Genomic DNA, 23,541 nt, shown 5'->3' with positions numbered 1-23,541 from the left:
CGCGCTCACCGCCCGTGGGACACTGCCGAAATGGACACTCTTGACGGCGACGCGGCGCTCCGCGAGCACCTGGCGCGCAACCCGGAAGCCCAGCACGCGGCCCTGCACGATCCCCCGTACGCGGCCGAAGTCCACCGGCTGCGTACGGTCCTGGGCCACCTCGATGCCGCCCTGGCCGACGAGGGCATGTCCAGCGAGGCGCGGCATCGGGTCGGGGCGCGTCTCGTCACCGACTGCCTGGGAACCGACGAAGCGAACGCCCGGATGCGCGACCGCGCCCGAGCCGTGCAGGACCTCATCGCGGGCGGCGTCGTCCACGTGCGGGGCGACTGGTAGCCGCCCCTGACCTCAAAGGTTGCATGGCCGGGGGCCGGCCCCGTCACACTGGCCGGGTGATGAAGCTGCCGCGCGTGCACTGCCCGAAATGCGAGCGCCCTGTAGCCGCCCGCCCGATCCCCGGGCACCTGACGAAGGGCGCCGTCTGGCGGCACGACGCCCCCACGCTGCGCCGGGACACCGACGGGCGACTCCTGTCGTGCGGCGGGTCGCTGGAGGTCGTGGAGCTGCCCACCCCGGGCGTCCAGCTCACGTTCGACGTCGAAGCGCCCGAGGTCGAGCCGCTGGACGCGATGGCCCTGTTCTGACCCCGGCATGTTTTTGATCTGAAAACCGGGCCTGACCTGCACAGATTCCGCCGGACCCCACCGTTCCAGATGGCTTATCATCCCCGCCAGACTCGGCCGGATGATCTGCCATCGGGGTACGGAAATGATCAGTCTCGTAGTACTCGTCTTCCTCGCGCTCGCCGGATACCGCGGCACGCAGCTCGTCGTCCATGACTCGATCCTCGATCCGGTGCGCCACCGGATCGACGCCTGGCAGCAGCGCCGCCCGACGTCCGCGTTCCGGGAAGCTGTCGTGACGCTGATCTCGTGCGTCTACTGCACCGGCTGGTGGGTGTGCGGGGCGCTGCTCCTGACCTGGCTCCTCGTCACCGACACCTGGCACGGCACCCCGGTCCTCGTCCACGGCGTCGAGTGGCTGGCCGTCGCCGGCGCCGCCGCTCTCCTCAACCGCTGGGACGACTCCCGCAAGGACGACGCCTGATGACGCGTCGTGCCATCACGGCATCAGCGTCCAGGTACACCGCCCGCAAGATCCGTGGCCGGGGCGCGGGAGACCAGTCGTGGCAGGGCCGCGCCTACGACATGTACCACCAGATCCCCGAGGTGCGGTTCGCCGCCTCCTGGATCGGCAACGCCATGTCCGGGGCCCGCCTGTTCGCCGGCCGCCGCGCCGACGACGGCACGATCGAGCCCGCTCCCACCGGCCACCGGGCGCACGAGATCGTCTCGCAGATCGCGGGCGGCCCCGACGGCCAGTCGAAGATGCTCGGCTCCTTCGGCCGGCACCTGACCGTCCCCGGCGAGGGCTGGATCGTCGTACGCCCCAACGACCAAGTCCTGTCCCCGTACAGCCCCGAGGACGGGCACGACTGGCGCGTCCTGTCGGTGAAGGAGGTCAAGCAGCAGTCCGGGAAGCTGATGGCCGAGATCGACGGCGAAGACGTCCCGATCCCCGAAGGCGACCCCGAAGGCATGGACCCCGAGGGGCCCGTGGCGATCCGCGTGTGGGAACCCGACCCCGAGCGTGCCATCGAAGCCGACAGCCCCGTCCGCTCCAGCATGGAACTGCTGGAGGAACTGCTGCTCCTCAACGCGGCCGTAAAGGCCATCGCCCGATCCCGCATCACCGGCCGAGGGCTGCTCCTCGTCCCCAAGGGCACGCGCTTCCCGACGAACAACACCCAGGGCGGCGCGGAAGACGACCTGCTCGAAGTGTTCATGCAGATCGCCGAGACCGCGATCCGCGACCCCGAGTCGGCCGCCGCGACGGTGCCGATCATCCTCGAAGTGCCCGCCGACGTCATCGCCGAGTTCAAGCACCTCAAGTTCGAGAGCGAATTCGATGACCTGGCCATCAAGCTGCGGGAAGAGGCCATCCGCCGCTTCGCGACCGGCCTGGAGATCCCCGCCGAGATCCTGCTCGGCCTCGGCGACGTCAACCACTGGGGCGCCTGGGCGTTGACCTCGGAGGCGATCCGCCTCGGCATCGAACCGAAGCTCGCCACGGTGTCGTACGCCCTCACACAGCAGTGGCTGCGCCCCATCCTCGAAGCCGAGAACGATCCCGACTGGCACCGCTGGCTCGTCTGGTACGACACCAGCCCCCTGCGCGTGCGCACCAACCGCTCGGAGACCGCCCTCCAGGCCCACGACCGAGGTGTCATCTCGGACGCCGCGCTGCGCCGCGAGACCGGATTCGATCAGTCCGACGCCCCCGACGCGGCAGAAGTCGCCCGCCGCAACCCGCCCCCGGCGGACACCGGCGACGACGAGAACACCAACGAGGACACACCGCCCACCCCGCCCGAACTGCCCGTGGACGAGTCCGAAGGCCCACCGGACACCCTCGCCGCCTCGGCCGGCCCCGGCGACGGCCTCCTCGCCGCCGCTGACGGCCTGATCTGGGGTGCACTGACCGCAGCCGGGGACAAGCTGCGCAAGACCCCCGCCTGCCCCCGCAGCGAACGCGCCAAGTCCCGCGAGATCGAATCGGCACGCCTGCACACGCTCCTGCCGGTCGACGCCACCCAGGTCGAGCAATGGCGCCTCCTCGATGGCGCCTGGTCCCGGGCCGGTGAGATCGCCGGACGCTACGGCCTCGACCCCGAGTGCCTGACCGCATCCCTCGACAGCTACGCCCGCGAGCTGATCGCCGCCGGAGTCGAGCACGAATACCGGCTCGTGCCCACCGTGCTCACCTCCTGTGTCGGGACAGCGGCATGACACCCCCGCCCGGCCGGTACAGCGCCGAGATAGAGGACACCAGCGGGCTCGCCCTGCACCCCGGAACGACGCGGGAAGCGTGGTGCGGTGACTGCCGAGCGTGGACCAGCATCACCGCTGACCTGCTCCTGCTCACCTCAGAAGGTGTCGCCACAGCGGGCGCCCTGACGTGGTGTGAGATCTGTGAGGACCCGACCAGCCCGCTCCCGGCAAGGAGGATCGACCGTGCCGGACCGTAACCGCCAGCTCGACCAGGCCGAACGCGACTTCGCCGAAGCCGTCGCCCTGGCCCTCACCGAGACCGCCGACGAGTTCGCCGACGCCGTCCAGGCCGCGACCGAGCTGGTCGCCGCCCGCTTCTCCGTCGGCCGGATCGCCCGCGTGTGGGGCAACCGCACCCGCAGCCTGGTGCGCCGCCTCCTGGGCACCGCCGAGACCGCAGCCACCGCGGCGGCCGAGGACGTCGGCGGTGAACTCCCCGAAGGCTGGGACGACCTCCCCGACCGATACGACGACGGCACCCTCCCCGAGGGCCTGGGCCAGTACGTCGAAACGACCGAGCACCTACTACGCGCGGTCGGCGACCGCCTGGCCGACGCCGCCCGCGCCGAACTCGCGGCCGGCGTCGAAGCCGGAGAGGACATCGGCCAGCTCCGTGCCCGGCTGCGCGCCGCCTTCACCCGCGAGGGCGCCCACCTGGGCCCCGTGCGGGAGCAGCGCATCGCCCAGACCGAGGCGTCCCGCGCGTGGAACACGTCCACCCTCGCCGCCGCGCAGGCCGTGACCGGCCCCGACCGGCCCCTGGTGAAGCAGTGGGTCACCCGGCACGACTCGAAGGTCCGCACCGCCCACGACCAGGCGGACGGTCAGATCCGGCTCTTGGCCGAGCCGTTCGATGTCGGCGGCGTCGAGATGGCCACCCCCGGTGACCCGTCGGCCCCGGCCGCCCTCGTCATCAGCTGCCGCTGCCGCCTTGCGGTCGCACCCGAGCTGCGGGCCGCAGCCAACGAAGCGAAGGATGCACCGCGCACCGACGCCTTGGATTCTGAGGAGAACGCCGTGGAAGCTCAGTCCGTGACCGCCGCTGGCGGCCATACGGGCGCGATGATCGCCCTGATGCCCAGCGAGGAGGACGCCGAGCGCCTGGCCCTCCACGCCAGCGGCTCCGAACCGGCCCACGAGCTGCACCTGACCCTCTTCTACCTGGGTGAGGGCGCGGACTGGGACGAGGAGCACCGCGCCGACCTGATCGCCGCCCTCCGCTCCCGCGCCCCGGACCTCGGCGAACCGATCCTCGCGCGGGCGTTCGGTGCGAACCAGTGGAACGCCGATGGTGAGGACCCGTGTTGGGTGTGGTCCGTCGGCGACGACCGCGACAGCTCCCCGGACACCCCGAGGCTCGAGACAGCCCGCTGGGCGGCGACGTACGCGCTGGAGGAGATGCGTCGGCAGCCCGACCTGCCGACGCAGCATTCGCCGTGGCAGTCGCACGTGTGCGCCGCGTATACCCGCAGCCCGTCCCTACTGACCGCGATGAACCAGCGCCTCGGCCCGATCAAGTTCGACCGGCTGCGGGTCGCGTTCGCCGGCGAGCACACCGACATCCCGCTCGGCGGGGAAGAGGAGGCAACCACGATGGACGAAGACGAGTTCACGACCACCGGCCTGGCCGCCCGCGCCTGGTCGACGCCCGACGCAACGGCCCTGGCCTTCGAGGACACCGAGACCGGCGACGGCCGCGTGTTCCGGCCCGGGTCGCTGTACTGGTCCGGCGCCGGGCCGTGGCCGCTCCAGTACGCCGACGAAATGCTTATGGGCCACCAGGGCGCGGAACTCGCCGGGTCCATCCAGACCATCGGCCGCGCCGGTGACCGGATCACCGGGAGCGGGGTGCTCTACCCGGGTCTGGCGGCCGGCTCCGACGCCATCATGCTGCTGGAGGAGCAGGCGCCCCTCGGGATCTCCGTCGACCTGGACGACGTCAGCGTGGAGTTCGTGGACCGCTCCCCCCGCGAGGAGGAAGACGAGGGCGCGGTGCTGCTCCTCGCGTCGCTGCCGTCGGCGTCGCTGTTCCGCATGGATGACGGCTCCTGGTCGCTGACCTCGACCGCCACCACCGAGTGGACCGCTTCCGGTGACGCCCTGTCCCGCAAGGCATCCGGCGTGCAGCTCATCACCGACAAGAACGGCCGGGTGCCCGCAGACGCCATCCGGGCCGCCCTCGGCCACGCTGGCACCCTCACCGCGGCGGCCGGTGACCGCGACGACCAGGGCCAGGGCACCGTCGTGCACAGCGAGTCGTCCGGCGACCTCCTCATGCGGATCACCCGGGCCCGGCTGCGCGGCGCGACCCTGGTAGCGATGCCCGCTTACGACCAGGCGCGCATCGTGCTGGACGTCCAGCCTGACGAGCCTCCCGTCGAAGAGGATGACGAGTGGTGGGCGTCGGCCGCCCCGAGCGCGGCGCAGCAGAAGGTCGTGAACTTCGTACGGTCGGCCCCGGCCCCGGTCGGTGCCCGCGACGTCGCCCGAGGACTGCGCATCAAGATGGCGACCGCGCGCAACCACCTTGCGAAGGCGGCGAAGGCCGGTCACATCGTCCGCCTCGCACGCGGCCTGTATGTCGGCCCGTCCACCGACATGTCCGTGGTGGCCGCCGACGAACCCGACGTCGCCGCGGCGGACAGCGACGACGAGACGGCGTCCATGCGGGACCTGGTCGCCTCGGCGTGGACCGCGATGCAGGACACCGACCCGATGCCCGCCGCCTGGTTCCAGGAGCCCACCGCCGAGGATCTGCCGCCCGGCTCCGGCGGCGTGCACTACGCCGACGGCCGGGTCTACGGCTGGGTGGCACAGGCCGGGGAGCCGCACGCCGGATACCCGGGCCGCAAGCTCACGATCGAGTCGCTGGGCAAGCTCGACCTGACGCACTTCCTGCGGGCCCGCTTCAAGCTGGACGACGGCTCGTTCGTGAAGGCGGGCGCGTTCACCATGAACGTGGGCCACCACCGCGACGGCGCCGAGTGCGAAAGCGCAGCCTGTCAGTTCGATGATTCGCGGACGGTCGCGGGAATCGTGACGGTCAGCCAGAACGCGGGCGGACTGTGGTTCTCCGGCGCGGCCGGTCCCTGGCTCTCCGAGTGGGACCGTGCCGTCTTCCAGGCGACGCAGCCGAGCTACCACATGAAGCAGGGCCCCAAGGGTCAGTGGCAGCTCCGCGCGGTCCTCTCGGTGCCGGTGCCGGGGCACTCGTCGCCGCTCCTCGCCACCGCGGTGGCCGAGCGGTCGAACCTCGCCCTGGCGGCGTCGGCGGCCGGTGCGCTCCTCGCCCCGGACATGTCCGGACAGAGTCCGGACGTTGTCCCGGACAGTGCGGACAACTCGGCGGACACGTCGGCCCGAACCGTCTCTGAGCAGCGCGGACACCGTCCGGACAGCCTCGCGGACATGTCCGGACGTCGGCCCGTCGCGAACAAGGACGTCGACGCCATCGCGGCGGCGCTGCTCACCAGCGTGCCGTTCCTTGAAGTCCTCGTGACGGCCATGGACCGCCACCAGGAGCAGCAGGAAGCCGCCAAGGAGGAGGCCGCGCGGCTCGCCGCGTCGGTCATCGCTCCGGCCCGCGAGGAGATCGCGGCCGGCCACACCACCACCGCCACGGAAGGGGACGCCTGATGGATTGCGCCTGCAACAAGAAGAAGCAGCAGTTCGAGGTCGTCGCCAACGGCGGTGACGGGAAGGTCCTGTTCACCTCCGCGTCCCAGGCCACGGCGAAGGCGGTATCCAAGCGGTACGAGGGCAGCGTCGTCCGCGAGAAGGCCAAGGACGGCGAGGCAACCCCGGCCGCCGCCAAGTAGGCGCGGGTCACGGGCGCTGACGTCTGGCTATGCTAGGCGTCAGCGTCTGATGGTTTTGGGCCTGGACACTCCCGATCGATCACAGGAGTGCCAGGCCATGGCCGAATCTTTCGAGATCCCCGAGGACGTTTCCGCCCTCACCGACGATGAGCTGAACGAAGCTCTCGCCGGCGCCGTCGAGGCGTTCGACGCGAAGTCCCAGAGCACGACCGTCACGACCAAGGACCTCGAATCGCTGCGGTCCCTGGCGACGTGCGTCGACTCGATCCGCACCGAGATGGGCAGCCGCCGCGAGGCAGCCGAGCAGGCCGCCGCCGAAATCGACTCCCTCGCCGCCCAGGTACGCGGCAAGGACGCCGCAGCCGAAGCCGCCGAGACCGCTGAGACCGCCGAGGGCGAAGAGACCGCCGCCGCTGTTGAGGAGCCGGCCCCCGAGCCGGAGAAGGTCACGGCCGCCATCGCCACCCGCCCCGCGCTCAACCTGTCCGGCGTCCGCCGCCGCCAGCCCCGTGTCCTCCCGGAGCCGCCGGCCCCGGGCACCAGCATCACCGCGGCGGTCGACGTCCCCGGCTACGCCCCGGGCCAGCCGCTGAACTTCGACGGCATCACCGCGGGCATCATCAGCCGCGCGAATGCGCTCAAGACCGCTGGTGGCGGCGTGGGGCAGGTGATCAGCTACCGGCACCCGTACCCCGAGGACCTGATCGTCACCGACTCCAGCTCGGCCCCGGAGGGCACGACCGTCGCCCTCCACGCGTCCAGCCAGCGGCGCCTGCCGCAGCAGGACCTCGTCGCGTCCGGCGGCTGGTGCGCACCGTCCGAGACGGTCTACGAGCTGACCGACACGGCGTGCCCCGACATGCTGTGGGACGCCCCCGAGATCCAGCTCGCCCGAGGTGGCCTGCGCTACTACAAGCCGCTGAGCCTCGACGTCTCCTCGATGACGTGGGTGCACACCGAGGCCGACGACATCAGCGGTGCGACGAAGCCGTGCTTCCAGATTCCATGCCCGGCGCCCGTCGAGGTCCGCTGCGATGCGGTCGGAGTGTGTCTGGAGGCTGGCATTCTGACGCAGCGCCACTTTCCGGAGCTGGTCGGCTGGTACCTCCGCAACGCCATGGTGGCGCACGAGATCCGCGTGCGGACCGTGCTGTTCCAGGAGGCTGTCGCCGCGGCGACGCCGGTCGTCCTGCCCGCCACCTTTGGCGCGCTGTCCGCCGTCTACTCGGCGATCGCCCTCCAGGCCGCCGACATGATCGAGCGGCACTCCCTGTGCGAGACGACCGCGCTCGAAGTCGTCTTCCCCTGGTGGAGCAGGAATCTCTTCCTCGCCGACATCGCCCGCCAGAACGGCAAGGACGTCTGCGACATCGACCCTGGCTGCATCCAGGATGCTTTCGGCCGGCTCGGTGTCCGCGTGCAGTGGGCCCGCAGCCTCGCCCCCGCCGTCCCGACGGACATCGGCGGGCCGACCGCCGCGACTGACTGGCCTACGAGCATGCGGGTCCTGATGTACCCGGCCGGCTCGCTCCAGATCGGCCGTGGGGAGGAGGTCAACTTGGGCGTCATCCACGACTCGACCAAGTTCTCGACCAACGACTACACCGCCCTCTTCGCGGAGGAGTGTGTCGCGCTGGTCGACAGGTCGGTCGACACTCGCGTCATCACGATCCCGGTCTGCCCGTCCGGCGCCACTGGCGGCCATACGGCCCTCACCTGCCCGATCGCCTGACCCATCCCGCCCCCGGCGTGCCGGGCCCCTGACCTGAAACGGGCCCGGCACACCCCAGTTTGAGAATGGAGGCGAGCGATGGCGGGCATGAGGAAGCGCGTCGAGCCGATCCCGGGCGAACCCCTGCCCCACGGGATCCTCGGCGCCTGTGCCGACATCCAAGACGTCGATGACGTCCACGAACTCCTCGGCGTCGAGTGGCTCTCCCTGGGGTGCTGCCCGGTCAACGTCTGGCGCGACCCGTGCCTCAGCGACGAGTCACCCGGTGAAGAGTCCCCTGGCGCGCTGCTGAAGGAGTTCTGCCGCCCGACCAGCGAGCACGCTGACCCGATCACCGTCTACGCCGGGGCCGAGTGCTCCACCATGGGCTGGTCCTACGCGGAGGCCCGCACCCACGCCGAGGCGTCTCTCGCGCTCGGCGAACAGGCCGCCGTCGAGGCCGGGTTCTGGTCCGACACGCTCGCCATGACTGCGGCCGACCTCACCCCAGACGCCGGCCCGGTGGACATCGCCCAGGGCGTCGCCGCCCTGGAAGGCTGTCTGGCCGAGCAGTACGGCGGCCGGGGCGTCCTTCATGTCCCGGCCGGGGTCGCCGCGCTTCTCGGCTGCTGCAACCTCGTCCGCGAGGATCCGGCCAGCGGCAATCTGCGCACCCTGGTCGGAAATTGCGCGATCACCGGCGCGGGATACTCCGCCATGAACACGGGCCCCGGGAACCTGCCCGCCGACCCCGGCACGGCCTGGCTCTACATCACCGGCCCGGTCGTCATCCGCCGTGGCCCGACCATGACCGTGCCGGACCGGCCCAGTGCCTCCGTCAATACGCGCACTAACGACAGGCGCGTCCTCGTTGAGCGGACGTACGTCGTCGCTACGACCTGCTTCGTCTGCGCTATCCAGGTGGTGACTAGCCCGTGACCGACTTCATCCACGTCCAGCCGGCCCCCGAGCGTCGCGTCGACTTCGCCCGCTGGGCGGTCGCCCAGACCCCGAAGGTCCGCACCGTGAGCACGTCGGTGTTCGCCGTGCCCGACGGCCTGTTCACCGAAGTGCCCGAGCCCCTGATGATCGGTGCGACTGTGGACGGCCACCGCTACGTCTCGCCCGACGAGGACCAGGAGGCGGTGCTCCTCGGCGTGGCCACCCCTGAAGGCTTCACCGGCGGGTCGCTCCCGGAGCAGGAGACCACGGCAGGAGAGCCGTTGCCCGAGCTGCCCGAAGAGTCGTACGGCCCGGACTCGACCCCACTCGATGACGGGTCGGCGAGCGACCGAGGTGACTCGGAGCCCGAACGGGACGAAGAAGGCGAGTCGTTCGAGTGCGGGATCTGCGACCGCGACTTCACGACAACCCGTGGCAGGGATGCGCACCGGCGCCAGGCCCACCCGGAGGCGTGAGATGCCGGTCGAGCCCATCCCCTGCGCTGACGGCGGGGTCAGCAGCCAAGTCGCTGCCCCCGCCCGCTGTTGAGCATGCGCGTCCTGATAGTCGTCCCGTGCTGGGAGCCCCGTACGGGCGCCCTCGTCACGACCCGCGAGTACGTCCAGCACCTGGCCGCTGCCGGCCATGCTGTCGCGGTCGTGACCACCACGAAGGAACCCGGCGAACCGCGCACCGTGGACAGCGTGAAGGTGTGGCCGCTGCGGTACTGGCGGGCCGCCGCCCACCTCACACAGCCAGAAGTGCTCATCTCCCACCACGGGGACCGGCGCGCAGCGAAAATCACGGCACAGCTGCCCCGTGTGCCGCACCTGCTGATGGTGCACGGCATGTCCGAGAACCGGGACCTCGGACGGGCTGCCCTGGCCTGGTTCCCCTCCCGCGCATGCCGCGCCCACTACCCGGCCTACCACGGCCGTTCGATCGTGCTACCGCCGCCGATCAACCCGGACCGCTACCGCACCACCCCCGGCGCGCTGGTGACCCTGAACGGCTCGACGGCGGCGAAGGGCGCCGATGTGGTCGCCCAGGTCGCCGGCCTGATGCCCGGCAGCCGGTTCCTCGTCGTACGGACCCCACGACGTGACGACCCGCCGATGCCCGGCAATGTCGAGCTGGCCGACCGGACCGACCCCCGGCAGCTGTACACCCGCACCCGCATCCTGCTCATGCCCTCAGCCACGGAGTCCTACGGCCGCGCAGGCGTCGAGGCGATGCTGTCCGGCATCCCCGTCCTCGCCTCGCCTCTGCCCGGGATGCGGGAGGCACTCGGCAGCGCCGCGACGTACATCGCGCGGGAGGACACTTCCCGGTGGGTGCATGAAATCCGGCGCCTGTCCCAGCCAGCCGCCTACGCGGAAGCCTCCGCGCGAGCCTGCGCCCACACCGAGGCCCTGGACTACGCGGGCAGCCTCCGCAGCTTCGAGGAGGCGTGCGCGAGCCTGGTCCCGCGCCCCACCACCAGGCCCCGCCCCCAGCGCCGCCCCGCCACCACAGCCCGCGCGGTCATCCCCGCGATGCCGACGGCGGCGGCCGTCGTGGCATGGGTGCACTACGGGGTGCCCTACCGGCGCGCCGGGTCGGAGACGATGCTCCACACGATGATGCGGGCCCTACGCGACGCGGGCACCGACGTCCTGGTGGTGTGCTCCGAGATGCACGAGGCGCCCCCCGTCTGGGACGTTGACGGCGTCCCCTACGCCCAGCTCGATACGCCCCAGGCGGAAGCACTGATCCGCCGCATGCAGCCGACGACCCTGGTCACGCACCACCACTTCGCATCCCGCGCGGTCGCCCTGTCCAAGCACGTGGGCGCCCAGTCTGTGCTGCTGCTGCACAACGACCACGACCAGCCCGCCCTGAAACTCAGCCCGGACCTGTGCGTCTTCAACACCGAGTGGGTGCTGAAGTCCCTGGCCTTCCGCTACCCCCAGATCGACCCGGCCCGGTCGCTCGTGATCCACCCACCAGTGATCCCCGAAGAGCACCGAACCCCGATCACGGGCACCCACGTCACACTGGTCAATCTCAACCGGCACAAGGGCGTGGACACCTGGCGGGGAGCCGCCGGCCTTCTTCGCCGTCTGCCGTTCCTCGGCGTCATCGGTGCGCACGGAGAACAGATCCGCCGCCCGGTCCTGCCAAACATGAGGGTCATCGGCCAGACCTCGGACATGCGCGGCGACGTATGGGCCCGGACGCGGGTACTGCTGATGCCCAGCATCTACGAGAGTTTCGGCATGGCGGCCGTGGAAGCCCTCGCCTCCGGTATCCCGGTCATCGCCCACCCCACCCCCGGCCTCCGGGAAGCGCTCGGGGACGCCGGCCAGTTCATCGACCGGTCCAACGTCCACGCCTGGGCGGCAGCAATCCAGGACCTCCACCGCGACGGCCCTCACCGCGCCCGAGAATCCGCAGCGGCACGCGCCCGAAGCCAGATCCTCGCCGACCAGTCCCGCGCCGAACTGGCGGCGTGGGTCGATGCCGTCCGAGTCCTCGCCAGCGGCCGGACCCACACCGCCGCCCGGACAGTCCGCCAGCGGGTGCCGCCTCCCGAACGCGACGACGAGCAGCCGCCTGTCGAGTAGGCGACCCGCCGCCGCTACGCCAGCTCGCGGTGCAGCCCGGGACCTTCCCGACGGCACCGCACCCTGGCGTGAGCCCCGGAAGCACGCGGATGTGCACGGCTATGCTGTTGCTGTCGCCGCTGGTTGTGGGCCGGGCCGACCAACACGCCGGACTGTTGGAGGCCCACAGTGCCCTGTCCCCTGATCGCCAACGCGGACACCATCCGAGTCACCCGGGTCGACGGCTGTGGCCGCCCCGTCTGTGGCGTCGACAACGGATTCGTGTTCGACTGCTTCGCCACCCTCGGGATGAACCCCAACGTGGAGGAGGGCGAGGACGTCGAGTACAAGGCCGCGAACGGCCGGATCTGCGGATTCAAGCGCGGCTGCCCCTCGTTCCGAGGGTTCGACCTTGAGCTGTCGTTCTTCTCCGTCAGCCCCGAGTTCATCGAGATCACCACAGGTAACCCCGTCGTGTACGGCTTCAACGGCGAGCCGATCGGCTACGACGACTGCTCGGTGCAGTGCAACTCGGGCTTCGCGATCGAGCTGTGGGCGGAGGTCCTGGGCGCGGACGCCTGTGCCGCCGAGGGCGCGAGCGAAGGCGCGTGGATCTACTTCCTGCTGCCGTGGGTGTCCAACGGCCAGCTCGGCGACCTGGAGGTCGGCTCGGAGGCCGCGACGCTCACGCTGACAGGCAACACCCGGGCGGGCGGCGGCTGGGGCACCGGCCCGTACGACGTCATGCCGATCAACGCGGCCGGAACCGCCGGCCCGCTCCTCACTCCGCTCGGCGCGACTTGCCACCGCCGGACATTCGTCACGACGACCCCGCCGCCCGAGCCGGTCTGCGAGTACACCCCGGTCACCGGCGGCCTGTGCCTGGCGTCCTGACGATGGATGCGCCCGACCTGGTCGTCCCCGTGCGGGAGGTCGCCGTCAACGAGCAGCTTCGATATGCGCTGCGGACGTGGACGGCGAACCTTCCGCACCGGCGGGTGTGGATCGTGGGCTTCCGGCCCGCGTGGCTGCGGGACGTTGGGCACATCCCGACCCGGCAGGCCGGGACGAAGTACGCGAACACCACCGTCGCGGTGCGGGCCGCGTGCGAGCACCCGGAAGTGTCCGAACGGTTCCTGCTGATGAACGACGACTTTTTCGTCATGCAGCGGCAGGCGGACATGCCGGTGCTGAACCGCGGCCCGGTGCGGGAGGTGGAGACGTACTACGCGGCTCGGGCGTCCGGGCCGTACCTCGCCGGGATGCGTAAGACGCGGGAACTCCTCGCCGAGCTGGGGCACACTGACCCGCTGTCGTTCGAGCTGCACGTACCGCTGCCCGTCGACAAGACGGGGATGCTCAAGGCGCTGGACGTCGGGCGGCGCCTGGCAGTGGTGCACAAGCGGACCTTGTACGCCAACCTGGCCGACCTGCAAGGAGACCGGATCGAGGACGTGAAGGTCATGCACCGCGGTCCCCGGTTTCCGCACGGGCCGTTCCTGTCGACCATGCCGGATGCGTTCACACACGGCATGGTCGGCGGCCACATCCGGCAGGCGTACTTCCAGCCGAGCCCCTACGAGACGCCGGGGAGGCGCTGATGGCGCTCCAAATCGGCCCGTGCTCGGCGTGGCCCACCGAACTGTGCTGCGACATCCCGGAGGGCATGGAGGAGGAAGCGGTCGAGCGCTGGACCCGCGTGGCGTCGACCATCCTGTGGGGACTGTCCGGGCGCCGCTGGGGCCCGTGCCCGGTCACGGTGCGGCCCTGCCGCCGGTCGTGCCTGGAGTCCACGGTCGTCAGCTTCCAGGCCGGGGCCGGCACCGGGCCGTGGATTCCGTACATCGGCGTCGACGGGGCGTGGCGCAACGCCTCGACGTGCGGCTGCAAGTCGGACTGCTCATGCGGTGAGCTGTGCGAGGTGTACCTGCCGGGGCCGGTGTACGACATCGTCAGCGTGGACGTCGACGGGGAGGTCCTGGTCCCGGAGGCGTACCGGGTCGACGCCCCGGGCAAGCTCGTGCGGACCGACGGCGAGTGCTGGCCGGACTGCCAGGACATGGCCGCGCCGCCCGGGGAGTCGGGAACGTTCACCGTGACGTACCGGTGGGGTCTGCCGCTCGACGCTGCCGCTATCGCCGCTGTGTCCGAGCTGACGTGCCACCTGATGAAGGGGTGCGCGCCGGGCGGGTCCTGCGGCTGCAAGGCGAACCGCAACGTGACGAGGATGGTCCGCCAGGGCGTAGAGATGGAACTGCCCGACCCGACGCTGATCTACAGCGAGGGGCGGACCGGGCTGCCCATGGCTGACATGTGGTTGGCGATGGTGAACCCGTACCGGCTGACGAGCCCGAGCCGGGTGTACTCGCCGGACTTCAAGAGGCCGAGGATGCAGCAATGGCCCTGACCCCGCTGGCGATCCACGAGCTGACCGAGGCGGTCCTCGGCTGCGTGTGCGTCGCGCTGGACCGTACCGCGGACCAGGTCGACGGTCAGCCCGGCTGCCCGTCCTGCCGGGCCTGCGTCGTGCCGGGACAGCCGGCGTGGGACACCTGCGACGACCCGTGCAGCGAAGAGGCGTCCGGCGGGCAGCTCACCGTGTCCGTGGTCCGCATCTACCCGTCGACCGACGCCGACTTCCCCACGGAGGCCCGCGTCGTGCAAGGCGTACGCGGCTGCCTGCCGCCTCCGGTCACCGCGCTGGAGCTGCTGGTCACGCTGCTGCGCTGCGCCCCGACGTTCAGCGAAAACGGCTGCCCGCCCTCGTGCACCGACCTGGGCGCGGCGGCGCAGGCCCTCCACGTCGACATGGTCACGGTCTACAACGCGCTGCTGTGCTGCCTGCCCGGCACCGAGCAGCGGCGGCGCGGCCGGCGCTTCGTCATGGGCATCCAGCGCACCGTCGGCCCCGAGGGCGGCTGCGTCGGCCTGGAGCAGCGGGTCACCGTGGCACTCCCCGGCTGCGGTGTCTGTACTGACGACGAGGAGTCGCCGTGAAGATCAGCGAGTTGATCCCGCGCCTTCACCGGATGTGGGAGGAGGACGGCGACCTGGACGTCCGGGCGTACGACTACTCGGACATCACGCCGACCGATGTGGAGACCCCCGAGGTCGAGACGAACGCCCGGGGCGAGAAGTACGCCCTGCTGCGCCCATAGGGAGGTGCGATGCCTGTTGAGGTGAGGATCGACCCGGGCCGGATCGCCCGGACGCTGCGGCTGCGGAACGGCGTCGTCGCGCGCCGGCTCGCCGACCGGACGCAGCGGACCGCCCGGATCGCCGAGCGCGAGGCGCCCGGGACGATGGGCCGCTACATCACGTGGAAGGTCGAGAACGGGCCCCAGGGGCTCCAGGGCGTCATCGTCTGCGACCACCCGGCGACCCGGTTCGTCCTCGACGGCACCCGGCCGCACATCATCCGCCCGCGCCGCGCGAAGGTGCTGCGGTTCGAGGTCCGTGGCCGCGAGGTGTTCGCCGCCTACGTGCGGCACCCCGGGACGCGGGCGAACAACTTCCTGGCCCGCGCCCTGAGACAAGGCCGCTGACCAGGAAAGGCCGGGCCCCCACTGTCGGCGGCGGGGGCCCGGTCGCCCAGATCAGCGGTGTCGCGCGTGCTCTACCCTTCGCCGTACGCCGCTGGTTGTGGGCCGGGCATCCGCGCGGGAAGAGAAGGGCTTCACCGTGGCCAAGAAGCAGTTCGCGCTCAACACGACACCCCACGAGGCCGAGATCGGCGACGTGGTCTTGCAGTTCCAGCCCGAAGTCATGGGCGACCAGTTCCTGGACAACTACAGCCGGATTCAGGAGACGTCGAAGCGGCTGAACATCGACCTGACCGACATGAGCAGCGTCGACCTGTCGGCGGTCAAAGAGACGACTCAGTCGCTCCGGGTGTTCCTCGCGAACCTGATGCTGCCGGACTCGGCGGAGCAGTTCGCCCGCTGGGATGTCCGCGTCGGCCAGAAGGTCGTCAGCTCCCACCGCGAACCGGAAGCGGCCCACGAGGCGGCCGGCGCCCGGAAGAACGCGGAGGTCATCGACGCCGGGATGAGGCTGCCCGACCGCGTCCTGGTCGAGCTGCTGGAGTGGGTCGTTGAGCTGTACGGAGGCGGCCAGCGCCCTCCTACGTCGTCCAACGCCTCTGCGCCAGCATCGCCGAGTCCTGGGACGCCTGGGAAGGCGGGCTCGCGCTCCAGGGGGTCGATGTCCACGCGTGGCCGCTGAGGGTCATGCTCAGCGCCGCCGAGGCATCCATGGACGCGGCGGCCGAGGACGACAACGAGCGGGCGCGGAACCGGGCCAAGCTGTGGGCGCCGCCCAAGGGCTACGCCCAGCAGGGCCGCCGGATCAGGCCCCCTGCCATGAGGATGGACCAGGGCCAGGCGCTCGCCATGGCGGACCGGCTCGCGGCCGAAGACGCCCGCCTCGGCGTCGGGTAGCACTGCACCCCTGGGAGGGCATCCTCCCCACCAGCTAGTCTGGTCATCGCCGCTGGTTTTGGGCCGGGCAACCACCGCTTCGCGTGAGGTTGCCTTGGCCGAGGACGAGGACTATGGCGTCGGCCGCATCCGCATCGTCCTTGACGACGCCGATGCGGTCGCCGACGCGCGGGACCTCGGCATCCGCATTCAGCGGGCGCTCGACCGCAGCACCCGCACCGTCGGCACGGCAATCCGCCGGAACATCCAGAACGGCCTGAACCGTGCGGCCGTCAGCGTCACGGTCCTGCCGGACCTGAGCCGGTTCGACTCGGCGCTCCTGACCGGCCTGCGGTCGCTGGAGTCCATCAACCTCCCGGTTGCCCCCGATCTGACGGGGTTCCTCGAGCGCATCCGTGCCCTGCTCGCCGGCCAAGAGGTCTCGATCCGTGTTGTCCCGGATCTCGATGACCTGGACGCGCGGATTCGCGCCCACAACCCGCCGGACGTCACGGTCGGCGTCGACGTCGACACCAACCGGCTCTCGCGGTCCCTGGCCGGTCTCGGCGGCATCGCGGGGCGCGTCAGCGGAGCGCTGGGCGGGCTGCTGCGGATCGGCGCGATCGGCATTGCCGCCGCGGGTGCCGCGCAGGGCGTCATCGCCCTGGGCGCGGCTCTCGCCCCCGCCATCGGCATCATCGCCGCGTACCCGGCGGTCGTCCTCGGCTTCCAGGCAGCCCTCGGCGCACTGAAGCTCGCCCTGTCGGGCGTCCAGGAGGCGTTCGGCGCGGCGCTCACCGGCACCGCCGAGGAGTTCCAGAAGTCCCTCGAAGACCTGTCTCCGGCGGCGCAGTCCGCCGCGCGGGAGGTTCGGGCGCTCAAGCCCGCATTCGAGGGACTGCGCGAGTCGGTGCAAGACGCGTTCTTCTCGCAGCTTGAGGGCGAGATCACCGCAGTCGCCGGCGCGCTCAAGGGCCCGCTCCAGTCCGGGCTGACGAACATCGCGGCCGGGTGGGGGCGTGCCGCGCTCGGGGTCACGGGCTATCTCAAGGGCGCGCAGGGCGTCAGCAACATCACGAGCATCCTCGGCGCGGCTGACCAGGCCGTCGGCGGGCTGGCGCTCACCACAAACAAGCTGACGGCCGGGTTCCTCCAAGTTGCGGCCGTCGTCTCCGACCGGTTCGGCGCGGAGCTGGCGTCAGGGATCTCGGGCCTCGGTGAGCGGTTCGGGTCGTTCCTCCAGCGGATCGCCTCGGGCGGTGACGCGGTGCGCTGGGTCGACCAGGCGCTGAACGTCTTCGCGCAGCTCGGCGACATCATCGGGAACGTCGGCTCGATCATCTCCGGCGTCTTCGGGGCGGCGCAGGTGTCCGGCGGCGGGCTCCTCGGCAACATCCAGGAGATCACCCGGTCGTTCGCCGAGTTCGTCAACTCGGCTTCTGGCCAGACGGCGATCGCCGGTCTGTTCCAGACAGTCGCGACGATCGCGGCTCAGCTCGGTCCGATCCTCGCGGCCGTGGTCACCCAGGTCGGTGCCATCGCGCCCGCCCTCGGTCCCGTCTTCTCGACCCTGGGCCCCGCGATCGTCGGCCTGGTCAACGCGCTCGGTCCCGCGCTCGCTGCGATCGCTCCGAGTCTCCAGTCCGTCGCCGGTGCGCTGGCCGGCGCCTTCGCTGCGATCGGCCCGTCGCTGGGTCCGCTCGGTGCGTCGATCGCCGCCGTGATCGAGGCGCTGGCTCCGCTGCTGCCCCTGGTCGGTCAGCTGGTCAACGTCGTCGCAACGGCCCTGGCCCCCGTCCTCACGGCCCTGGCCGCCGCTTTTGCCCCGATTATTACCGCTTTGGTCGGCGCGCTTATGCCGATCTTGCCGCCGATCACCGCGGCCTTCGTATCGCTGGTCACCGCGCTGACCCCGCTGGCGACCGGAATCGGTCAGGCGCTCGCCCAACTGGTCACCTCGCTGGCCCCGCTGCTCAGCTCCCTGGCGGGCGTGCTCACCCAGGTGGCAGCCGCCTTGGTGCCGGTGATCCAGGCGCTCGTCGGCGCCCTGCTTCCCGTTCTGCCGCCGATCGTTGACGCCTTCAACGCGGTCGTCCAGGCGCTGCTGCCCCTGCTCCCGCCGATCGCCCAACTGGTCGCCGCGCTGGCTCCGTTGGTCGTACTCGCGATCCAGATGCTGGCCCCGCTGCTGTCGATCGCGGCCGGGTTCGCCTCGTGGCTGGTGATCAACGCCGTCGTCCCGGTCATCCAGGCCGTGGTCGGCGTCGTCGCCGGCCTGGTCACCGGGCTGGCCTCCGCAGTGACGTTCGTGGTCGGCCTGCCGGGCCGGATCATCGCCGCCCTCGGCTCCCTGGCGTCCACCATCGGGACGTTCTTCACGAATCTGTTCGTCTCGCTGGGAACGACCCTGGTCAACGGCTTCAACACCGTCGTCGGCTTCTTCACCCGGCTGCCAGGGATGATCTTGGCCGGTCTAGCCGCGCTGCCCGGCCTCCTGGTCGATCTCTTCGTGAACGCCGTCGCGGCTGTCGGAATCGCCCTGCTCACGGCCGTAGCCGCCGTGATCTACATCTTCACTGTGCTGCCGGGGCGGATCTACAGCGCCCTGTCGTCGCTCGGCTCCCGGATCGTCGCCGCCTTCACCGGCGCCTTCAACCGGGCGCGGTCGGCGATCACTTCGTTCCTGTCGTCGGCGGCGTCGTTCTTCTCGCAGCTGCCCGGCCGGATCGCCTCGGCGGTGGCCGCGCTGCCCGGACGGCTGCGGTCGGCGTTCACGTCGGCCGGCTCGTCCGCGCTGTCGGCGGCGCGCTCCTTCGGCTCGTCGGTCGTGTCGTTCTTCACCGGCCTGCCCGGCCGGATCGGGTCCGCGCTGAGTGCCGTGGGCTCCCGGATCGCCGGGGCCTTCCGGAGCGCGATCGGCTCCGCCCGGTCCGCTGTGTCCTCGCTGATCTCCAGCGTGGTCAGCCTGTTCTCGACGCTGCCGGGCCGGATCGTGGCGTCCCTGGGCAACATCGGCGCCCGGATCGTCTCGAGGATCAAGTCCGGTCTGCCGTCGGCGGTGCGGAACCTGCTGCCGTTCGCCAACGGCGGCATCGTCACCAGCGCGACGCCGGCGCTGATCGGTGAGGCGGGCAAGGAGGTGGTTCTGCCGCTCACCAGGCCGGCCCGGACGGTCGAGCTGGCGGAGAAGTCCGGCCTGCTCAAGCTCCTCGCCCAGCGCGGCGTGATTGGCCCCGCGGCCAAGGCGGCGCCGACGAGCGAGCGGCACGTTACGCACAACTGGAACATCACCACGAACGCGCAGGACCCCCGCGTCCTTGCCGAGCACCTGTACGGCCAACTCGCGCGAGCGACAGGGGTCTGACCGTGATCAATGACTACATGGACTTCGGGTGTACCGAGATCGTCAACTCGGCTCGGGCGTCGGCGTACGCGGCGGAGTCCTGCCTGCTGACCGGCTGCAACCCGTGCCCGGACCTCGCCGAGATCCTGGACGACCCCGAGTACGTGGACCCGGTGTCGGACCCGGCGCCGTGGTACGACCCGGCCGTCCCCGAGAGTGCGCGGTTCCTCGGGGTGATGGGCCTGGATGCCGTGGGCTTCTCACAGTCGACGCTTTCGAGAGACCCGGTGCAGCTCGTCGGCGACGGCGCGGCGCTGGGGGTGGCGCGCCGCTCGCACCGGGAGATCACGTACACGGTGCTGCTCCTGGTCCTGGACGAGTGCGCCCTCGCCTACGCGCTGGAGTGGCTTGCGTCGGCCCTCCGAGGCGCGCCGTGCGTGGGGGGCTGCAACGGCGAGGAGTTGGGCGTCTTCGCCTGTTGCCCGACCGGCGACGGTACCGGCGAGCTGCGCCACCTGTACGGCGTGGGGCTGCTCAGTGGCCCGCAGGTCACCTCGGTTCGGCACGAGCCGGAGGGGATCATCGCGCAGGCGACGTTCACGCTGGGCGCGTCCGTGCCGTGGATCTATCGGGAGCCGTTGCAGACGCTCACGGACTGGGTGACTCTCTCCAGTGGCACCTTGGTCACGCTGGACCCGGACGTGATCTACGGGGACTGCGTAGAGGCGACGCCCTGTCTGGAAGATCCGCTGTGTCCGCCGCCGCCTCTGCCGATCCGGGCCCCGGTGCCTGTGGATCCCTGTTACCCGACCGGCGCCGCTCAGTTCCGCCGGTCGGTCGTCGCTCTTTCCCCGCTGGATCAGCCGGAGTGGCTGGAGGCCGTGCCGGTCCTGGAACTGGTGACCGGCGGGAGCGCGCTGCGCCGCCTGGTGGTCCGTTTCTGGGCGAACCCACTTGGCGGCGACTGCATGGACGTCGCGGACCCGTGCGCGGCATGCACTGACATCCAGATTCCGTACCTCCCGGCCGGCTCGACGCTGACGGTGGACGGCCGTACGCAGACCGCCGAGGTGGAGTGCCCCCAGGGGGCGCTGGGGTCTTCGACGAGCGCGCCGATTCTGTACGGACCGCTCGGCCAGGCTTTCGAGTGGCCGGTGTTCTCGTGCCCGACCGGTGTGTGTATCGAGATCCTCTCGACGTCGGCGACGACGGCCGCCGGCGCCCGCGCTCGGGTGCTCCTCGTTCCCCGATCGGATGTGGGCTGATGGCCGTCCTCGGTTGTGCCCAGGAGTACCGGGCCGTCATCCACTGGCGGGGCGGCTCCCTGCCGTTCAACTCCCCGACGGTGAGCGCGCTGACGTCGGTCACGTGGAACCGCACGGTCAACGACACCTCAGAGGCGGTCATCACGATCGCCAAGGGGATGGCTGGCGCCGACTGCTGCGAACAGCTCGGGCAAGTCGAGCCGTTCGCGCACGAGCTGTCGATCTACCGTGATAGCGAGTTGGTCTGGCAGGGGCCGGTGTTGCGCGTAACGGAGAGCCGGACCCGGTTCACGATCGAGGCCAGGGACGTCACCGAGTGGCTGGCGCGGATCGTGAACACCAACCTGCTGCGGTACCTGTCCACCAATCCGGCCGACCCGCGGCACGTCGGCCCGATCCAGGAGATCGCGGAGACGATCATCCGCCTGAACCTGGAGGGCGGCCTTTACGCGTCATCGCCGGACTGGCCACGGATGCTGAACTACATCGTCCGCGACGACGACAGCGTGGATGCCCGCTTCGAGAAGGACGGCACCGCGGACAACGAGATCTGGATCGTCCCCATCCTCCAGATCCTGAACGACGAGCTGGTGCCCCGCGGCTTGGAGTACACGACCGTGGGCCGGGGCCTGATCCTCGGGCGCCCGCAGACGACCGCCGACCCGGCACAGGCCCGCCTCACCCTCGACAGCTTCGCCGGCGACGTGGAGCTCGTGCGGGACGGTACGAACGCGGCCTCCCTGGTGTGGGTCACCAACCAGGATGACCACGACATCACGGGCAGCCAGTACGGGGTGTCCGGCGTCGTCAGCGGGTACTACGGGCGACTCGATCACCTCATCCGCACCCAGGCCGAGGGCCTGTCCGCCTACGACCTGTGGCAGATCGCCCGCGCCTCCTACGCCGGACGCAACCCGGTGCCGACGTCGCTCCGTATCCCGGAAGGCGCCGGCCTGGCGACGACCGCGCCAGTGTCGATCCGTCAGCTGGTGCCCGGCGTCCGCATCGACGTCGCGGCGACCGGCATGTGCATGGGCCTGTCGCAGCCTTACCGCTTGTCCGACGTCGATGTCGAGTGGCGCGCCAGCGGCGAGCGCGTCGGCGTCTCCCTCGTTCCCATCGGCGACCCCTTCGTAGGAGATCCACCGTGAGCCCAAGCCCACTTCCAGGACAGCGCGCGGCGCAGCCGACCGTCCGCGCGATGACGTCAGCTCAGCGGGCGCTCGGCAGGGCAGCCCAGGCCGGTGCCGGGGGGCTGGCCGGCCCCGTCGGCCTGGGGTGGGTCGACGGCCAGCACTTCGACATCGACCTGACGGCCCCACCGGGACGGCAGGCCCGGCTCGCGGAGCTGGCATGCGGGTGCACCGGTCGCTGCCGGGGCGAGTGCGCGAACAACGGCCGCCAAGACGACAGGGCCGAAACACAGGAGAGGCAGGGATAGGCATGGCCAGGTGCGGATGCCAGGGCGGTTGCTCCTGCGCCGTGGAGGGCGTGGGCGCGATCGAGGTCACGGGGAACGGCTCGTCGGGCGCTCCGTTCGCCGTGAGTGTCGACCTCGCCCAGCTCCTTCATGCCGGGCAGGGCATCGTGTTCAACCCGGTAACCGGGACGATCAGCGTCAAGCTGTCGACCAATCCGGGCAACGCGTCGACGTTCGGCACGGACGACGGCGTTTTCACATTCGGCGGCGGCAGCGGGGGGCCGATCGCCGTATGTACTGAGTACTTCCAGACCGACAGCGACGGGAAGCTCTGCCTCAAGCCCGGCTCGATGGGGTTGCGGGAGCGCCTCATCTACGCGCCCGGGTCGTACACCTTCACGCCTGCGGATTACCCGTGGCTGGTCCGCCTCCGGGTCCAGGTGCAAGGTGGCGGCGGAGGCGGCCAAGGTGCTACTGCACCCGCCAGCCAACTGATCGCCCGTCCTGGCGCGTCCGGTGGTGCCTACGCCGAGTCCATCCTGAGCGTCACGGATGTCCCGGCCCCGGTGCCCATCACGGTTGGCGTTGGCGGCGCTGGCGGGGCAGGCGCCACCAACGCCAACGGTGGCAACGGCGGTAACTCTTCCTTCGGCACGCTGGTGGTCGGCCCGGGCGGCGCCGGGGGCAGCAGTGGTTTCGCGGCCGGGACCGCGGTCGTCACATCCGGAAGCTCGGCCGGTGCGACCGGCGGCGTGGGCCAGATCGTCGTCAACGGTGGCGGCGGAGGCGGCTCCTTCCGCCTGTCGGCCGCCGAGTGCCTTTCCGGGGCAGGTGGGGACTCCCACTTGGGCATTGGCGGCTACCCGCGCCGTACCAACGGCTCCGGCACGTCGCCGAGCGGGTACGGATCGGGCGCTGGGGGGGCGGTCGCCACCAACAACTTCACTACGAACGGGACCAACGGCGCTCCGGGCATCGTGATCGTGGAGCTGTACGGATGACCCCGCCGACCGCCCCCGGCCAGAGGGCGCCGCCCCGTACGGACACGACGTGCCCGGACATCGTCCGGACAATGTCCGCCCAGGTCACAGCCCTACGGCTCGGAGCCCAGAAACGCGTCCGGACATGTCCGCAACCGATGTCCGGAC

Annotated in this window: 23 protein-coding genes; all 23 read left to right on the top strand. The window is 71.0% G+C overall.

The features are described 5' to 3' along the window. Positions 1–30 precede the first annotated feature (30 nt). On the top strand, positions 31–336 hold the full coding sequence (locus tag ACLLJJ_RS19895) for a hypothetical protein (RefSeq protein WP_434593285.1): 306 nt from the start codon (positions 31–33) through the stop codon (positions 334–336). Positions 337–395: 59 nt separating this feature from the next. Beyond that, entirely contained in the window at positions 396–644 is a 249-nt protein-coding gene (locus tag ACLLJJ_RS19890) for a hypothetical protein (protein WP_434593283.1), read from the top strand. 124 nt (positions 645–768) lie between these two features. After that, positions 769–1,107 carry a DUF1360 domain-containing protein gene (locus tag ACLLJJ_RS19885; RefSeq protein WP_434593280.1) on the top strand — a complete coding sequence of 113 codons (339 nt, stop codon included), beginning with the start codon at positions 769–771 and terminating at the stop codon, positions 1,105–1,107. After that, positions 1,107–2,849 carry a hypothetical protein gene (locus ACLLJJ_RS19880; RefSeq protein ID WP_434593277.1) on the top strand — a complete coding sequence of 581 codons (1,743 nt, stop codon included), beginning with the start codon at positions 1,107–1,109 and terminating at the stop codon, positions 2,847–2,849. Before ACLLJJ_RS19885 ends, ACLLJJ_RS19880 begins: the two co-directional genes overlap by 1 nt. A gap of 225 nt (positions 2,850–3,074) precedes the next feature. Beyond that, the gene (locus ACLLJJ_RS19875; protein WP_434593275.1) at positions 3,075–6,527 is read left to right on the top strand and encodes a phage minor head protein; all 3,453 of its coding nucleotides are present in this window, start codon (positions 3,075–3,077) and stop codon (positions 6,525–6,527) included. Further along, a complete protein-coding gene (locus tag ACLLJJ_RS19870; protein WP_434593272.1) occupies positions 6,527–6,709 on the top strand; it encodes a hypothetical protein in 183 nt (60 codons plus the stop codon). The genes ACLLJJ_RS19875 and ACLLJJ_RS19870 overlap by 1 nt, the downstream gene beginning before the upstream one ends. A gap of 97 nt (positions 6,710–6,806) precedes the next feature. Then, complete coding sequence (locus ACLLJJ_RS19865) at positions 6,807–8,441, top strand: major capsid protein (protein WP_434593269.1); 1,635 nt, start codon at positions 6,807–6,809, stop codon at positions 8,439–8,441. 78 nt (positions 8,442–8,519) lie between these two features. Further along, complete coding sequence (locus ACLLJJ_RS19860; protein ID WP_434593267.1) at positions 8,520–9,359, top strand: cupin; 840 nt, start codon at positions 8,520–8,522, stop codon at positions 9,357–9,359. After that, on the top strand, positions 9,356–9,838 hold the full coding sequence (locus ACLLJJ_RS19855; protein WP_434593264.1) for a hypothetical protein: 483 nt from the start codon (positions 9,356–9,358) through the stop codon (positions 9,836–9,838). The genes ACLLJJ_RS19860 and ACLLJJ_RS19855 overlap by 4 nt, the downstream gene beginning before the upstream one ends. A 75-nt stretch (positions 9,839–9,913) precedes the next feature. Continuing rightward, positions 9,914–11,968, top strand: a complete 2,055-nt coding sequence (locus tag ACLLJJ_RS19850) for a glycosyltransferase (protein ID WP_434593262.1) — start codon at positions 9,914–9,916, stop codon at positions 11,966–11,968. Positions 11,969–12,136: 168 nt separating this feature from the next. After that, positions 12,137–12,841 carry a hypothetical protein gene (locus ACLLJJ_RS19845; RefSeq protein ID WP_434593259.1) on the top strand — a complete coding sequence of 235 codons (705 nt, stop codon included), beginning with the start codon at positions 12,137–12,139 and terminating at the stop codon, positions 12,839–12,841. 2 nt (positions 12,842–12,843) lie between these two features. Next, a complete protein-coding gene (locus ACLLJJ_RS19840; protein WP_434593257.1) occupies positions 12,844–13,548 on the top strand; it encodes a hypothetical protein in 705 nt (234 codons plus the stop codon). Continuing rightward, complete coding sequence (locus tag ACLLJJ_RS19835) at positions 13,548–14,354, top strand: hypothetical protein (RefSeq protein WP_434593254.1); 807 nt, start codon at positions 13,548–13,550, stop codon at positions 14,352–14,354. The genes ACLLJJ_RS19840 and ACLLJJ_RS19835 overlap by 1 nt, the downstream gene beginning before the upstream one ends. Then, positions 14,345–14,944, top strand: coding sequence for a hypothetical protein (locus ACLLJJ_RS19830; RefSeq protein ID WP_434593252.1), 600 nt, complete (start codon positions 14,345–14,347; stop codon positions 14,942–14,944). Before ACLLJJ_RS19835 ends, ACLLJJ_RS19830 begins: the two co-directional genes overlap by 10 nt. Then, positions 14,941–15,105 (top strand): hypothetical protein, encoded by a 165-nt coding sequence (locus ACLLJJ_RS19825; protein WP_434593249.1) that lies wholly within the window; start codon positions 14,941–14,943, stop codon positions 15,103–15,105. Before ACLLJJ_RS19830 ends, ACLLJJ_RS19825 begins: the two co-directional genes overlap by 4 nt. A 9-nt stretch (positions 15,106–15,114) precedes the next feature. Beyond that, positions 15,115–15,492, top strand: a complete 378-nt coding sequence (locus tag ACLLJJ_RS19820; RefSeq protein ID WP_434593247.1) for a hypothetical protein — start codon at positions 15,115–15,117, stop codon at positions 15,490–15,492. Between the two features lie 97 nt (positions 15,493–15,589). Continuing rightward, positions 15,590–16,171: a hypothetical protein gene (locus ACLLJJ_RS19815; protein ID WP_434593244.1), complete on the top strand. Its 582-nt coding sequence runs from the start codon at positions 15,590–15,592 to the stop codon at positions 16,169–16,171. A 5-nt stretch (positions 16,172–16,176) separates the two neighbouring features. Further along, entirely contained in the window at positions 16,177–16,386 is a 210-nt protein-coding gene (locus ACLLJJ_RS19810; protein WP_434593242.1) for a hypothetical protein, read from the top strand. A 94-nt stretch (positions 16,387–16,480) separates the two neighbouring features. Further along, on the top strand, positions 16,481–19,729 hold the full coding sequence (locus tag ACLLJJ_RS19805; RefSeq protein ID WP_434593240.1) for a phage tail protein: 3,249 nt from the start codon (positions 16,481–16,483) through the stop codon (positions 19,727–19,729). 2 nt (positions 19,730–19,731) lie between these two features. Beyond that, complete coding sequence (locus tag ACLLJJ_RS19800; protein ID WP_434593238.1) at positions 19,732–20,973, top strand: hypothetical protein; 1,242 nt, start codon at positions 19,732–19,734, stop codon at positions 20,971–20,973. Next, positions 20,973–22,124 (top strand): hypothetical protein, encoded by a 1,152-nt coding sequence (locus tag ACLLJJ_RS19795; protein ID WP_434593235.1) that lies wholly within the window; start codon positions 20,973–20,975, stop codon positions 22,122–22,124. Before ACLLJJ_RS19800 ends, ACLLJJ_RS19795 begins: the two co-directional genes overlap by 1 nt. Before the next feature lie 50 nt (positions 22,125–22,174). Then, positions 22,175–22,414, top strand: coding sequence for a hypothetical protein (locus ACLLJJ_RS19790; RefSeq protein ID WP_434593232.1), 240 nt, complete (start codon positions 22,175–22,177; stop codon positions 22,412–22,414). Positions 22,415–22,416: 2 nt separating this feature from the next. Beyond that, positions 22,417–23,394 carry a hypothetical protein gene (locus ACLLJJ_RS19785; RefSeq protein ID WP_434593229.1) on the top strand — a complete coding sequence of 326 codons (978 nt, stop codon included), beginning with the start codon at positions 22,417–22,419 and terminating at the stop codon, positions 23,392–23,394. Positions 23,395–23,541 lie beyond the last annotated feature (147 nt).

Origin of the sequence: Streptomyces sp. A5-4 (genome assembly GCF_051131715.1) — a bacterium.
Classification (GTDB): Bacteria; Actinomycetota; Actinomycetes; order Streptomycetales; family Streptomycetaceae; genus Streptomyces.
The sequence above is the reverse complement of the archived record's forward strand: the minus strand, read 5'-3'. Positions and strand labels throughout refer to the sequence as shown.